At 71.6% G+C, this 11784-nt stretch carries 12 protein-coding genes; 8 read left to right on the top strand and 4 right to left on the bottom strand.

Features of this window, described 5'->3' with window-relative positions; translation table 11 throughout:
* Positions 1 to 2: 2 nt before the first annotated feature.
* Both ABS735_RS21975 and ABS735_RS21980 read right to left on the bottom strand, forming a co-directional pair.
* Positions 3 to 1079 (bottom strand): ABC transporter permease, encoded by a 1077-nt coding sequence (locus ABS735_RS21975; protein WP_373900882.1) that lies wholly within the window; start codon positions 1077 to 1079, stop codon positions 3 to 5.
* Positions 1079 to 2101 carry a sugar ABC transporter substrate-binding protein gene (locus tag ABS735_RS21980; RefSeq protein WP_373900881.1) on the bottom strand — a complete coding sequence of 341 codons (1023 nt, stop codon included), beginning with the start codon at positions 2099 to 2101 and terminating at the stop codon, positions 1079 to 1081. Before ABS735_RS21980 ends, ABS735_RS21975 begins: the two co-directional genes overlap by 1 nt.
* 252 nt (positions 2102 to 2353) lie before the next feature.
* On the opposite strand from ABS735_RS21980, the gene iolC reads away from it, so the two are divergent.
* Genes iolC through ABS735_RS22005 form a run of 5 tightly spaced genes read left to right on the top strand, consistent with a single transcriptional unit; the run spans position 2354 to position 7870 of the window.
* A complete protein-coding gene (gene iolC / locus ABS735_RS21985; protein WP_373900880.1) occupies positions 2354 to 3316 on the top strand; it encodes a 5-dehydro-2-deoxygluconokinase in 963 nt (320 codons plus the stop codon).
* Between the two features lie 13 nt (positions 3317 to 3329).
* On the top strand, positions 3330 to 4226 hold the full coding sequence (locus ABS735_RS21990; protein ID WP_373900879.1) for a Cgl0159 family (beta/alpha)8-fold protein: 897 nt from the start codon (positions 3330 to 3332) through the stop codon (positions 4224 to 4226).
* 40 nt (positions 4227 to 4266) lie between these two features.
* On the top strand, positions 4267 to 5163 hold the full coding sequence (gene iolB / locus ABS735_RS21995) for a 5-deoxy-glucuronate isomerase (protein ID WP_373900878.1): 897 nt from the start codon (positions 4267 to 4269) through the stop codon (positions 5161 to 5163).
* Complete coding sequence (gene iolD / locus ABS735_RS22000) at positions 5160 to 7034, top strand: 3D-(3,5/4)-trihydroxycyclohexane-1,2-dione acylhydrolase (decyclizing) (RefSeq protein ID WP_373900877.1); 1875 nt, start codon at positions 5160 to 5162, stop codon at positions 7032 to 7034. The genes iolB and iolD overlap by 4 nt, the downstream gene beginning before the upstream one ends.
* Before the next feature lie 50 nt (positions 7035 to 7084).
* Entirely contained in the window at positions 7085 to 7870 is a 786-nt protein-coding gene (locus ABS735_RS22005) for a GntR family transcriptional regulator (protein WP_373900875.1), read from the top strand.
* Between the two features lie 6 nt (positions 7871 to 7876).
* Here ABS735_RS22005 and ABS735_RS22010 read toward each other — a convergent pair whose 3' ends face one another.
* The gene (locus tag ABS735_RS22010; RefSeq protein ID WP_373900873.1) at positions 7877 to 8863 is read right to left on the bottom strand and encodes an aldo/keto reductase; all 987 of its coding nucleotides are present in this window, start codon (positions 8861 to 8863) and stop codon (positions 7877 to 7879) included.
* 98 nt (positions 8864 to 8961) lie between these two features.
* Between ABS735_RS22010 and ABS735_RS22015 the strand changes: the two genes are divergently transcribed.
* On the top strand, positions 8962 to 9384 hold the full coding sequence (locus tag ABS735_RS22015; RefSeq protein WP_373900871.1) for an ankyrin repeat domain-containing protein: 423 nt from the start codon (positions 8962 to 8964) through the stop codon (positions 9382 to 9384).
* 85 nt (positions 9385 to 9469) lie between these two features.
* Here the strand turns inward: ABS735_RS22015 and ABS735_RS22020 are convergent, their stop codons facing one another.
* Positions 9470 to 9952, bottom strand: a complete 483-nt coding sequence (locus tag ABS735_RS22020; protein WP_373900869.1) for a MarR family winged helix-turn-helix transcriptional regulator — start codon at positions 9950 to 9952, stop codon at positions 9470 to 9472.
* A 70-nt stretch (positions 9953 to 10022) separates the two neighbouring features.
* On the opposite strand from ABS735_RS22020, the gene ABS735_RS22025 reads away from it, so the two are divergent.
* The gene (locus tag ABS735_RS22025) at positions 10023 to 10841 is read left to right on the top strand and encodes an SDR family NAD(P)-dependent oxidoreductase (protein WP_373900868.1); all 819 of its coding nucleotides are present in this window, start codon (positions 10023 to 10025) and stop codon (positions 10839 to 10841) included.
* Positions 10842 to 10893: 52 nt separating this feature from the next.
* The gene (locus ABS735_RS22030) at positions 10894 to 11730 is read left to right on the top strand and encodes an SDR family oxidoreductase (protein WP_373900867.1); all 837 of its coding nucleotides are present in this window, start codon (positions 10894 to 10896) and stop codon (positions 11728 to 11730) included.
* The last annotated feature ends 54 nt before the right edge of the window (positions 11731 to 11784 follow it).

The following is an 11784-nucleotide window of genomic DNA, read 5'->3' on the forward strand; positions in this document are numbered from 1 at the left end:
GATCACCTCCGGGTCGCGGCGCGGCGGACGTACAGGTTGATGAGGACGGCGCCGAGGAGCATCACACCGAGGAATGCCTTGAACCAGTCGGGGTTCCAGCCCGCGAAGACGATGCCCTGGTTCACCATGCCGAACATGAAGGCGCCGAAGACGGGGCCGATGGCGGAGCCGTAGCCGCCGGTGAGCAGACAGCCGCCGATGACCGCCGCGGCGATGTAGATCAGCTCCTGGCCGACGCCTTCGCCGGACTGCACGGTGTTGAAGGAGAACAGCTGGTGCATGCCGACGAACCAGGCGCCGAAGCCGACCAGCATGAACAGCGTGATCTTGGTGAAGGTGACCGGCACGCCGACCGCGCGGGCGGACTCCTGGCTGCCGCCGACGGCGAAGATCCAGTTGCCGTACTTGGTGCGCAGCAGCACCCAGGTGGCCAGGGCCGCGAAGACCAGCCACCACACGACCGTGATCCTCACCTCGACGCCGCCGACGTCGAAGGACGAGGCGAACAGGGCCTTGGCCTGGTCGAAGCCGTCCATGTCGCTGATGTCGTCGGTGGCGACGTTGTCGGTGACGAGCTTGGTGACGGCGAGGTTGACGCCCTGGAGGACCAGGAAGGTGGCCAGCGTCACCAGGAAGCTCGGCAGGCCGGTCTTCACCAGCACCCAGCCGTTGAAGGCGCCGACGGCGAGCGAGGCCACCAGGGCGACGATCACGCCCATCCAGACGTTCATGGTCAGCTGGTAGCTGAGCATGCCGGCGGTGAGCGCCGAGGTGACCACGGCGACACCGGCGGACAGGTCGAACTCGCCGCCGATCATCAGCAGGGCGACGGGCAGCGCCATGATGCCGATGGTGGACGACTGGTACAGCACCGTCGCCATGGAGGCGCCGTCGCGGAGCGTGGGCGCGGCGATCAGGAAGAAGACGAACACGGCCACGGCGCCGAGGAAGACCCCGACCTCGGGCCGGGCCAGCAGCCGCAGCACCACGGGGCGCTCACGGGTGCGCCCGTCCGTCTCCTTGGGGCCGGGGGCCGGCGGTGTGGTCACCGCCGGCTCAGCCTGTTGGGCCATGCTCATCACCGGGTGCCCTTCGAGGCGAACTCGGCGACGGCCTTCACGTTGGACTTGTCGACGAAGGCCGGGCCGGTCAGCACCGGCTGCTCACCGCCGCCGCTGTAGTTGCCGTTGTTCTTGTAGAGCCACAGTCCGTCGACGGCGAGGTAGCCCTGGAGGTAGGGCTGCTGGTCGACGGCGAACTCGATGTCGTCCTTCTCGATGGCGCCGGCCAGTTCCTTGTTGAGGTCGAAGGTGGCGACCTTCGCCTTGCTGCCGGACTCGTCCACCGACTGCACGGCCGTCATGGCGAACGGGGCGCCGAGCGTGACGACGTGGTCGATGGCGCTGTCCTGCTGCAGCTTGGCCGTGACCGTCGCCTTCACCGAGGGCTTGTCGGCGCCGTTGACGTACAGGTTCTCCACCGAGCCCTCGAACGTCTTCTTCAGGCCGTCGCACCGCTGGGTCAGGCCGACGTTGCCCTGTTCGTGGATCACGCAGAGGGCCTTCTTGGCACCCACCTCGTTCAGCTTCTTGCCGAACGCCTCACCCGCCACGCTCTCGTCCTGGCCGAAGAACTCCATCAGGCCGAGCTTCTTCCAGTCCGCCAGACCGGAGTTGAGCCCGACCACGGGTATGCCGGCCTTCTCCGCCTTGGCGAGGACGCTCCGCAGGGCGTCCGGCTTGGCGAGGGTGACGGCGATGCCGTCGACCTTCTGGTCGATCGCGTTCTGCACCAGGTTGGCCTGGTTGCCCGCGTTCGGGTCCGCGGAGTAGACGAGCTTGACGTTGTCCTTGTCGGCGGCGGTCTGGGCGCCCTTGCGGACGATGTCCCAGAAGGTGTCGCCGGGCGCCTGGTGGGTGATGAGGGCGACGGTCATGCGGGGGGTGCTCGCCTTGCCCGCGGAGGCGCCCGAGCCACCCTCCTCGTCTGCCTTCTTCCCGCCCGAGCTGCTGGAACAGCCGGCGAGGGTCAGGGCCGCGGCGGCGGCGAGGGCCACGGCGGGAGCGAATCTGCGGGAGCGGGCGTGCGAAGAGCGGTCCATCTTTTCCTGCACCTCACTGTGCGACTGTGCGACGGGAAAGCCGTGTGCCAGACCCGAGTGCCAGACCCGAGAAGAATGGCTGTTGCTGCGCTGGGACCGGATACAAGTCCTTGAGGCGCCCACTGTCAATACTTTGTCAAGACATCACTTCACTCACAGGTCCGAATGTAAGTACAAAGTATTGACAGCGTCGTCCAGGAGTCATACACCTGGGAGGCGGCAGGCCCCCGCCCAGCCCGAGGAGCGTCGCACATGGCCGAGTCAGTCCCGCGTTTCGATCTGATCACGATGGGCCGCATCGGGGTCGATCTCTATCCTTTGCAGACGGGCGTACCCCTGGCGGAGGTTGAGACCTTCGGCAAGTTTCTCGGCGGTTCGGCCTCCAACGTGGCGGTCGCCGCCGCCCGGCTCGGCCGTACCACGGCCGTCATCACCCGCACGGGCGACGATCCCTTCGGCGGCTACCTGCACCAGGCGTTGAAGGAGTTCGGCGTGGACGACCGGTGGGTCACCCCGGTCGCCGCATACCCGACCCCCGTGACGTTCTGCGAGATCTTCCCGCCGGACGACTTCCCGCTGTACTTCTACCGCCGTCCCAAGGCCCCGGACCTGGAGATCCACCAGGAGGAGCTGGACCTGGACGCGGTCCGCGCGGCCTCGATCTTCTGGATGACCGGCACCGGACTGAGCGAGGAGCCGAGCCGTACGGCGACCCTGGCCGCCCTCGCCCACCGCGCCAAGTCCGGCACCACGGTCTTCGACCTGGACTGGCGCCCCATGTTCTGGACCGACCCGGACCAGGCCCGCCCGTACTACGCCGAGGCGCTCGGGCACACGACCGTCGCGGTCGGCAACCTGGACGAGTGCGAGATCGCCACGGGCGTGCGCGAACCACGTGCCTGCGCCGAGGCGCTGCTGGCGGCCGGTGTGGAACTGGCCGTGGTCAAGCAGGGCCCCAAGGGTGTCCTCGCCGTGCACCGCGACGGCCGGTCCGCCGAGGTGCCGCCGGTCCCGGTCGAGGTGGTCAACGGACTCGGCGCGGGCGACGCGTTCGGCGGGTCCCTGTGCCACGGTCTGCTCTCCGGCTGGGAGCTGGAGCGGATCATGCGGTACGCCAACGCGGCCGGCGCCCTCGTCGCCTCCCGTCTCGCCTGCTCCTCCGCGATGCCCACCGAGGCGGAGGTCGACGACCTCCTCGCGCGAGCCACTCCCTGAACGGAGCTTCGTCTTGTCCCTGAGCATCTCCAGCATCCCGGACCTCACCGCGGTCAGAGCCCGGCACCCGGAGGCGATCGCCGAGGCCGCGGCCCGCCGCCTGCGCCGCCCGCTGATCGGCGACTCCGGCCGCCTGATGATCGTGGCCGCCGACCACCCGGCGCGCGGCGCGCTCGGTGTCGGCGACCGCAGGCTGGCCATGGCCAACCGGGCCGACCTGCTGGAGCGCCTGTGCACCGCACTGTCCCGGCCCGGCGTCGACGGGGTGCTCGCCACCGCGGACGTGCTGGAGGACCTGCTGCTGCTCGGGGTGCTGGAGAACAAGGTCGTCATGGGTTCGATGAACCGGGGCGGCCTCGCGGGCGCCGCCTTCGAGATGGACGACCGCTTCACCGGCCACCGTGCCGAGGACATCGCCCGGCTGCGCTTCGACGCGGGCAAGCTGCTGCTGCGCATCGACTACGAGGACCCCGGCTCGCTGACCACGATGGAGGCGAGCGCGCGGGCGGTCGACGCCATGGCGGAACGCCGACTGCCGTTGTTCGTGGAGCCGTTCATGTCGCGCCGGATCGACGGGCGGGTCCGCAACGACCTGTCGGCCGAGGCCGTCACCCGCTCCATCGCCATCGCCTCCGGTCTCGGCGGCACCTCCGCCTACACCTGGCTGAAACTGCCCGTCACCCGCGACCCGGACGACATGGCCGAGGTCCTGGAGACCTCCACGCTGCCCGCGGTCCTGCTCGGCGGCGACATAGGGGGCTCCCCCGCGGATCAGACCGCGGCCTACGAACGCTGGCGCAAGGCCCTGAGGCTGCCCACCGTGCAGGGCATGGTCGTCGGCCGCTCGCTGCTCTACCCGGCCGGGGGCAGTGTGGAGGAGGCGGTGGACACGGCCGTGGGACTGCTGTGACCAGGACTGCTGTGACCCAGGAGAGGCGGAGGACCGGACGATGACGTATCACCTTCCCGCGGGCAAGGCGGCGGCGGACGGCCCGCACCCCGTGGACGTGACGCCCGAGAGCGCGGGCTGGGGCCATTCCAGCCTGCGGGTCGTGAACCTGCTCCCCGGCGGCAGCCACACCTTCGACAGCGGCGAGAGCGAGTGGATCGTCCTGCCGCTGAGCGGCGGCTGCACGGTCGCGACCGCCGACGACTTCGGCCGGGAGTCCTTCGAACTCACCGGCCGAGGCAGCGTGTTCAGCGGTGTCACCGACTTCGCGTACGTCCCGCGCGACGCCCGTACGACGCTGACGTCCACCGGCGGCGGCCGGTTCGCCCTGACCGGCGCCCGCTGCACCCGCCGCCTGCCCGCCCGGTACGGTCCGGCGTCGTCGGTGCCGGTGGAGCTGAGGGGCACCGGGAACTGTTCGCGCCAGGTCAACAACTTCGGTGCGGCCGGGGTGTTCGAGTGCGACAAGCTGATCGCGGTGGAGGTGCTGACCCCCGGCGGCAACTGGTCGTCCTTCCCTCCGCACAAGCACGACGAGCACCGCCCCGGCGAGGAGTCGGTGCTGGAGGAGATCTACTACTTCGAGTTCGCGGACCACGGCGGCACCCCGGGCCTCGGCTACCAGCGGGTGTCACCGTCCGGGCAGGGACAGGGAACCGACGTCCTCGCCGAAGTGCGCGACGGGGACGTCGTGCTGATCCCCGACGGCTGGCACGGACCGTCGATGGCGGTCCCCGGCCACCACATGTACTACCTCAACGTCATGGCCGGTCCGGAGGCCGACCGCGCCTGGCTGATCTGCGACCACCCCGACCACGCCTGGATCCGGGACACCTGGCCCGAGCAGCCGGTCGACCCCCGGCTCCCCCTCTACACCGCACCGGAGACGTCCGCATGAGCGCCGCCGCCACCCGCCGACTGACCACCGCCCAGGCCCTGGTGCGCTTCCTGGCCGCGCAGTACACCGAACGCGACGGCGTACGGCACCGCCTGATCGCCGGCACCTGGGGCATCTTCGGCCACGGCAACGTGGCCGGCCTCGGCCAGGCGCTCGTCGAGTACCGGGAGGCGATGCCCTACCACCAGGGCCGCAACGAACAGGCCATGGTGCACGCGGCCGTCGGCCACGCCCGCCAGCTCAACCGCCTGTCCGCGCAGGCGGTGACGACGTCCATCGGTCCCGGCGCCACCAACCTCGTCACCGGCGCCGCCCTGGCCACGATCAACCGCCTGCCGGTCCTCCTGCTCCCCGGCGACTACTTCGCCTCGCACGCCGCGGACCCGCTGCTCCAGCAGCTGGAGCACCCGGTCGAGGCCGACGTGTCCGTCAACGACACCCTGCGACCCGTGTCCCGGTACTTCGACCGGATCACCCGCCCCGAAGCGCTCCTCGCCTCCGCTCTGAAGGCCATGCGCGTACTGACCGACCCGGCGGAGACCGGCGCGGTCACCCTCGCGCTCCCGCAGGACGTGCAGGCGGAGGCGTACGACTGGCCGGAGGAGTTCTTCGCCGACCGCGTCTGGCGGGTACGCCGCCCCGCGCCCGACCCGGCGGAACTGGCCGAGGCCGTCCGGGCGGTCCGCGCCGCCGCACGCCCGCTGATCGTGGCGGGCGGCGGCGTCCACCACAGCGAGGCCGAGCAGGCCCTGAAGGCACTGGTGGACGCCACCGGCATCCCGGTCGCCTCCACCCAGGCCGGCAAGGGCGCGCTGCGTCACGACCACCCGGCCGACCTCGGCGGCATCGGCCACACCGGCACCGCGGTGAGCGACCAACTCGCCTGTACCGCGGACCTGGTGATCGGCGTCGGCACCCGCTACTCGGACTTCACCACCGCCTCCGGCACCCTCTTCCAGCACCCGGACGTCCGCTTCCTCAACCTCAACATCACCGCCTTCGACGCCCACAAGCTCGCCGCCGGCACCCTGGTGTGCGACGCGCGGTCGGGGGTCACGGCGCTCACGGAGGCGCTGTCCGGCCACCGCGTGGACGCGGCGTACGAGTCGGAGTACCGCGCGGGGAAGGCCCGTTGGGAGGAGACCGTACAGGCGGCGTTCCGCGCCGACGACGACAGCGCGGTGCCGACCCAGACACAGGTGCTGGGCGCGCTGGACGCGGTCGTCGGCGACGAGGACGTGGTGATCAACGCGGCCGGCTCGCTCCCCGGCGACCTGCACAAACTGTGGCGGGCCCGCTCCCCGCGCCAGTACCACCTGGAGTACGGCTACTCCTGCATGGGCTACGAGATCCCGGCCGCGCTCGGCGTCCAGCAGGCCGCGCCCGGCACCCCCGTGTGGGCCCTGGTCGGCGACGGCACGTACCTGATGAACCCGACGGAGATCGTCACGGCCGTCCAGGAGAACCTGCCGGTGAAGCTGGTCCTGGTCCAGAACCACGGCTACGCGTCCATCGGCGGCCTGTCCGAGTCGGTGGGCGCCGAGCGCTTCGGCACCGACTACCGCCACCGCGTCGCCGACGGTTCCTTCACCGGCGCCCCGCTCCCCGTCGACCTCGCCGCCAACGCGGCCAGCCTCGGCATGGACGTGCTGCGCGCCAAGACGGTGCGGGAGCTGCGCGAGGCGCTGTCGACGGCCCGCGCGGCGACCCGCCCGACGTGCGTGTACGTCGAGACGGCGCCCGCCGCGGCCGCTCTCCCGGCGGAGGCCTGGTGGGACGTGCCGGTGGCCGAGGTGTCGGCCCGCGAGGCGGCCGCGGACGCGCGTGCGGCGTACGAGCGCGCCGTCGCCGACCGCCGCCGCCACCTCTGACGCCCCCGGCTCCCCCGACCGCCCGTCACCTACGCAAGGGAGGTACGTCCATGGCGAAGACCGGCAACCCCGCACGTGCCGTGACCGCCCCCGCGACCGGCACCCTGGACTTCGCCCTGGACCGGAGCAGTCCGGTGCCGCTCTACCACCAGCTGGCCCAGCAGTTGGAGGCGGCGATAGAACACGGCGTCCTCGCACCGGGGAACCTGCTGGGCAACGAGGTCGACCTCTCCGTCCGCCTCGGCCTGTCCCGGCCGACCGTCCGGCAGGCCATCCAGTCGCTGGTCGACAAGGGGCTCCTGGTGCGGCGGCGCGGGGTCGGCACCCAGGTGGTGCACAGCCAGGTCAAGCGCCCGCTGGAACTGAGCAGTCTCTACGACGACCTGGAGGCCGCCGGTCAGGGCCCCGGCACCCGTGTGGTGCGCAACGAGCGCGTCCCCGCCCCCGCCGAGGTCGCGGCGGCCCTCGGCGTCACGGAGGGCACCGAGGTCGCCGTCCTGGAGCGGTTGCGCCTCACCCACGGCCAGCCGGTGGCGATGCTCTGCAACCACCTTCCCGCGGACCTGCTGGAACTCGACGACACCCGGCTGGAGTCGACCGGCCTGTACCGGATGATGCGCGCCCGCGGCATCACCCTGCACAGCGCCCGCCAGACCGTCGGCGCCCGCATCGCCTCCCGCGAGGAGGCCGAGCGCCTCGGCGAGCAGGAGGGCGCCGCGCTGCTCACCATGCAGCGCACCGCGTACGACGACACCGGACGGCCGGTCGAGTACGGGACGCACGTCTACCGCGCGTCCCGGTACGCGTTCGACTTCCAGCTGCTGGTCAGGAACTGACCGGGCTCAGTGGACCGCGTCCAGGCGGGCCCGCTGGTCCGCCGTCAGTTCCAGGTCCACGGCCGCCAGGTTCTCCTCCAGCTGCGTCACCGACGAGGCCCCGGCCAGCGGCACGATCGGCAGTTCCGCGCCGATCTGCCAGGCGAGGACGACCTGGTTGACCGTGGCCCCGGTCTCCAGGGCGACCTCGCGGAGCACGGCGAGCCGGGCCGGGGTGCCCGGGTGATCGTAGTCGGGGGGCAGCGGCTTGTCCTCGCGGACGTAGGCGCCGGCCAGCAGCGGCGAGTAGGCGACCAGGGTCAGGTCCGGCTCGGCCCGCAGGTAGCCGAGGAGTTCGGCGCCGGCGTGGCCGAGGCTGCCGTACGGCGAGAACTCACCGGGCACGTCGAAGCGGGGCCGCAGGTGGCTGTGCTGGTACTGCAGCACCTCGTAGCCGGGGAGTCCGGCCGCGGCGGCCAGGGCGCGGGCCCGCTCGACGCGCCACATCGCCTGGTTGCTGACGCCGAGCAGTCCGACGGTGCCTTCCGCGACCAGTGCGCCGAACCCCTCGACGGTCTCGCGCTGCTCCACGGTGAAGTCGTCGATGTGCGCGTACAGCAGGTCCAGCTTCTCCATGCCGAGCCGTTCCCGGCTGCGGTCGGCGGCCTCGCGGATCACCTTGGCCGACAGCCCCTCCGGGTTGTCGGTGTAGCCGGTGCCGGGCGCCAGCGGACGCGCGCCCAGCTTGGTGGCGATCACGACCTCGTCGCCGATCCCGCGGCTGCGCCGCCAGCGGCCGAGGAGTTGTTCGCTCTGGCCGCCCTGGCCGCCGTCGGTCCAGAAGGCGTAGTTGTCGGACGTGTCGATGAAGTTCCCGCCCGCCTCCACGTAGCGGTCGAGGACGGCGTACGAGGTCTTCTCGTCGGTCTGCGAGCCGAACAGCATCGCGCCGAGCGCGAGCACACTCACCTCGCGGCGGTGTGCCGGGTCGGTGCCGATGGTGCGGTACTTCATGGTGTTCCTCCCCATACGTCCCGGTCGTCCGGGTACGTAGTGGGAGTCTCCAATTTGAAGTGCACTTCAAGTCAAGCGCTCACGTAGTCTCGGCTCGCGTGAACAGGCGAAAGCACAAGAAACTGTCCCGGCGTCTCGTCGACGCCGCGCTCGTCGGTGACCTGGCGCAGGTGCGGGCCGCGCTGCGGGCCGGAGCGCCCGCCGAGACTGCGGACACGGCGGGGAGCACCCCGCTGTACCTGGCGTCCGTGAACGGGGCCGCCGACATCGTCCGCGTGCTGCTCGCGGCCGGTGCCCGGCCCGACACGGAGAGCGGGATCGGCTCGGAGGGCACGCCGCTGTGCGGGGCGGCCTGCTGGGGACACACCGAGGCCGTCCGCGCACTCCTCGGGTACGGAGCCGACCCGAACCTGCGGGAGGACCACGGCACCGGCTGGGCGCCGCTGGACTGGGCGTCGAAGGGGCCGTACCCGGAGACGGTGGACCTGCTCGTCGCCGCGGGGGCACGGCCGCGGGACTGACCACCGGGCGGAGGACCCGCACCGGGCGCCGCGTCCGCCTCGCCGACACCCCGCCCGGCACCGTCCGCGAGGTGCCGGGCCGCGGTCACGACTCGGCGGGGGGCGTCCAGTTCGGCAGTTCCTCCATGACCTGGACCAGCAGCTCGCGCAGCTGTCGGTAGCGCTGGTCACCCAGGGACAGCTGTATGTGGCGCTCCAGGTCGGTGACGTAGCGCTCGGCCTTCGCCAGTTCCGCGCGGCCCTCGTCGGTCAGATGCAGCTCCTGCACGCTGCGGTGGCGCGGATGCGGGCGGCGCTCGATCAACCCCCGCCCCGCCAGCTTGCCCACCAGCAGCGCCACCGCCTGGGGCGTGGTGCCGACGGTGCGAGCCAGCTCGGCACCGGTGAGCCCCGGGCTCGCGTGGAGCGCGATCAGCACCGCGTAGTGGGAACCCGGCACACCGGCGGCGCGCAGCGAAGGTTCCTTCACCGCCTGAAGCGTCAGGTCGGTACGGCGCAGCGCCCAGGCAACGCGGCCGAAGACGTCCTCACCGGGGGAAGGCGCACCGGGCGCCGGACGACTGCTCATACCGCTACTTTACAGATGTTGAGTGATATACAGTCGTTGATTCGCATCAAGAGCTTGATACGCTGGTGCCATGTCGAATCGTCCCCTTGCCCTCGTCACCGGCGCGAGCAGCGGCATCGGTGCCGCCCTCGCCCGCACCTACGCCGCCCGCGGCCACGACCTCGTACTGGTCGCCCGGCGCCGCGACCGCCTGGAGGAGGTCGCCGCCGAGGCCGCGGAGAGCGGCGCGGCAAGCGAGATCCTCGTCGCCGACCTCGCCGCCCCACAGGGTCTCGCCGATGTCGCGGAGCGCGCGGCGAAGGGCGATGTGCACCTGCTCGTCTCCTGCGCCGGCGTGTCCGGCTACAAGCCGCTGCACGACCTGTCCGCCGCCGACATCGACCAGCTCTGGCGGCTCAACGCCACCGCCCCGGTCACCCTGGCGCACGCCGTGCTCCCCTCGCTGCGCGCGAGGGGCGAGGGCGGCATCGTGACCATCGCCTCGCTCCTTGCCTTCAGCACCGCACAGCGAACCCTCGAAACGGACGTCGTCTCCCTGCCGATGCCACCGCGGACCATGTACGCCGCCGCGAAGTCCGCCACCGTGGCGTTCACCCGCGCGCTGGCCGGTGAACTGGCCGGCACCGGTGTCACCGCCACCGTGGTCTGCCCCGGACGCGTCGCCACGGAGTGGTCGGGCGGAGCCAGCCAGGAAAACCAGCCGGGCGTCATGTCCGCCCAGGACGTCGCGACGGCGACCGCCGCCGCCGTGGAGCAGGGCGAGGTCCTCTGCGTCCCCGGGCTGGCCGACACCGGGACGGTCGACCGCTTCACCGACGCCGAACGGGAACTGCTCTCCGACGGCAACCGGACCGCACTCGCCGACCGCTACGACCCCGCGGGACTCTGACGCGCCCGCGGGGACCCGGCCGCCGCACTCGAATCGGAAGGCAGGCAAGTTCATGATCGCGATCACCGCCGCCACGGGAACCACTGGCCGGCACGTGCTGCGGGCGCTGTCCTCGGCGGGTCACGAGGTGCGCGCTCTGGTGCACTCCGACCGCCGTCTCGACGAGGCCCGTTCGTACGGCGCACGTGAGGCAGTCGTCGCCGACCTGACCCGCCCCGACGAGCTGACCGCCGCGCTGAAGGGCTGCGACGCCGTGGTCCACATCGGCCCGCCGATGCACCCGCGCGAGATCACCATGGGCCAGAACGTCCTCGACGCCGCGAAGCAGGCGGGCGTCGGGCACGTGCTCCTGATGTCGGTCACCCACCCGCAGGTGGAGCCGCTGCTCAACCACCAGTCGAAGCTCGCCGTCGAACGCCATCTGCTGACCTCACGGCTGCCGTTCACGATCCTCCAGCCCATGCACTACATGCAGAACGTGGACGTGGCCGACTGCCTGAGGACCGGCGTCTTCCGCCTGCCCTACTCCCTGGACCGGCCGCTGTCCTTCGTCGACCTCGCCGACGTCGGCGAGGTCGCCGCGACCGTTCTCGCCGATCCCGCCAAGCACCTGTGGGCGACCTACGAACTGTGCGGCACGGACACCCTCACCGGCCACGACATCGCCCGCGTCCTCACCGAGGCCGGCGGCACCAGCGTGCGCGCCGAGCAGGTCGACGTCCGGGACATTCTCCCGAAGGGCGCCCCCGACTACACGGTCGACGGCTTCATCCGGCTGGCCACGCACTACGACCGCTACGGCCTGCTGGGCAACCCCAACGTCCTGCGCCGGCTCCTCGACCGCGAGCCCACCACCCTCGCCCAGTACGCACGACGCGAACTCGGCTGAGCCGTGCGACGGGGCCAGTCAGCCCCGGGCAGCACGGGCCCGGCTCCGCCGTCG

The organism is Streptomyces sp. MMCC 100 (genome assembly GCF_041538145.2).
Lineage (GTDB): Bacteria > Actinomycetota > Actinomycetes > Streptomycetales > Streptomycetaceae > Streptomyces.

Bases quoted from the DNA above. Each gene is read 5' to 3' on its own strand.
- ABS735_RS21975 (WP_373900882.1), bottom strand. From the start codon at position 1,079: ATGAGCATGGCCCAACAGGCTGAGCCGGCGGTGACCACACCGCCGGCC.
- ABS735_RS21980 (WP_373900881.1), bottom strand. From the start codon at position 2,101: ATGGACCGCTCTTCGCACGCCCGCTCCCGCAGATTCGCTCCCGCCGTG.
- iolC (WP_373900880.1), top strand. From the start codon at position 2,354: ATGGCCGAGTCAGTCCCGCGTTTCGATCTGATCACGATGGGCCGCATC.
- iolB (WP_373900878.1), top strand. From the start codon at position 4,267: ATGACGTATCACCTTCCCGCGGGCAAGGCGGCGGCGGACGGCCCGCAC.
- iolD (WP_373900877.1), top strand. From the start codon at position 5,160: ATGAGCGCCGCCGCCACCCGCCGACTGACCACCGCCCAGGCCCTGGTG.
- ABS735_RS22005 (WP_373900875.1), top strand. From the start codon at position 7,085: ATGGCGAAGACCGGCAACCCCGCACGTGCCGTGACCGCCCCCGCGACC.
- ABS735_RS22010 (WP_373900873.1), bottom strand. From the start codon at position 8,863: ATGAAGTACCGCACCATCGGCACCGACCCGGCACACCGCCGCGAGGTG.
- ABS735_RS22020 (WP_373900869.1), bottom strand. From the start codon at position 9,952: ATGAGCAGTCGTCCGGCGCCCGGTGCGCCTTCCCCCGGTGAGGACGTC.
- ABS735_RS22025 (WP_373900868.1), top strand. From the start codon at position 10,023: ATGTCGAATCGTCCCCTTGCCCTCGTCACCGGCGCGAGCAGCGGCATC.
- ABS735_RS22030 (WP_373900867.1), top strand. From the start codon at position 10,894: ATGATCGCGATCACCGCCGCCACGGGAACCACTGGCCGGCACGTGCTG.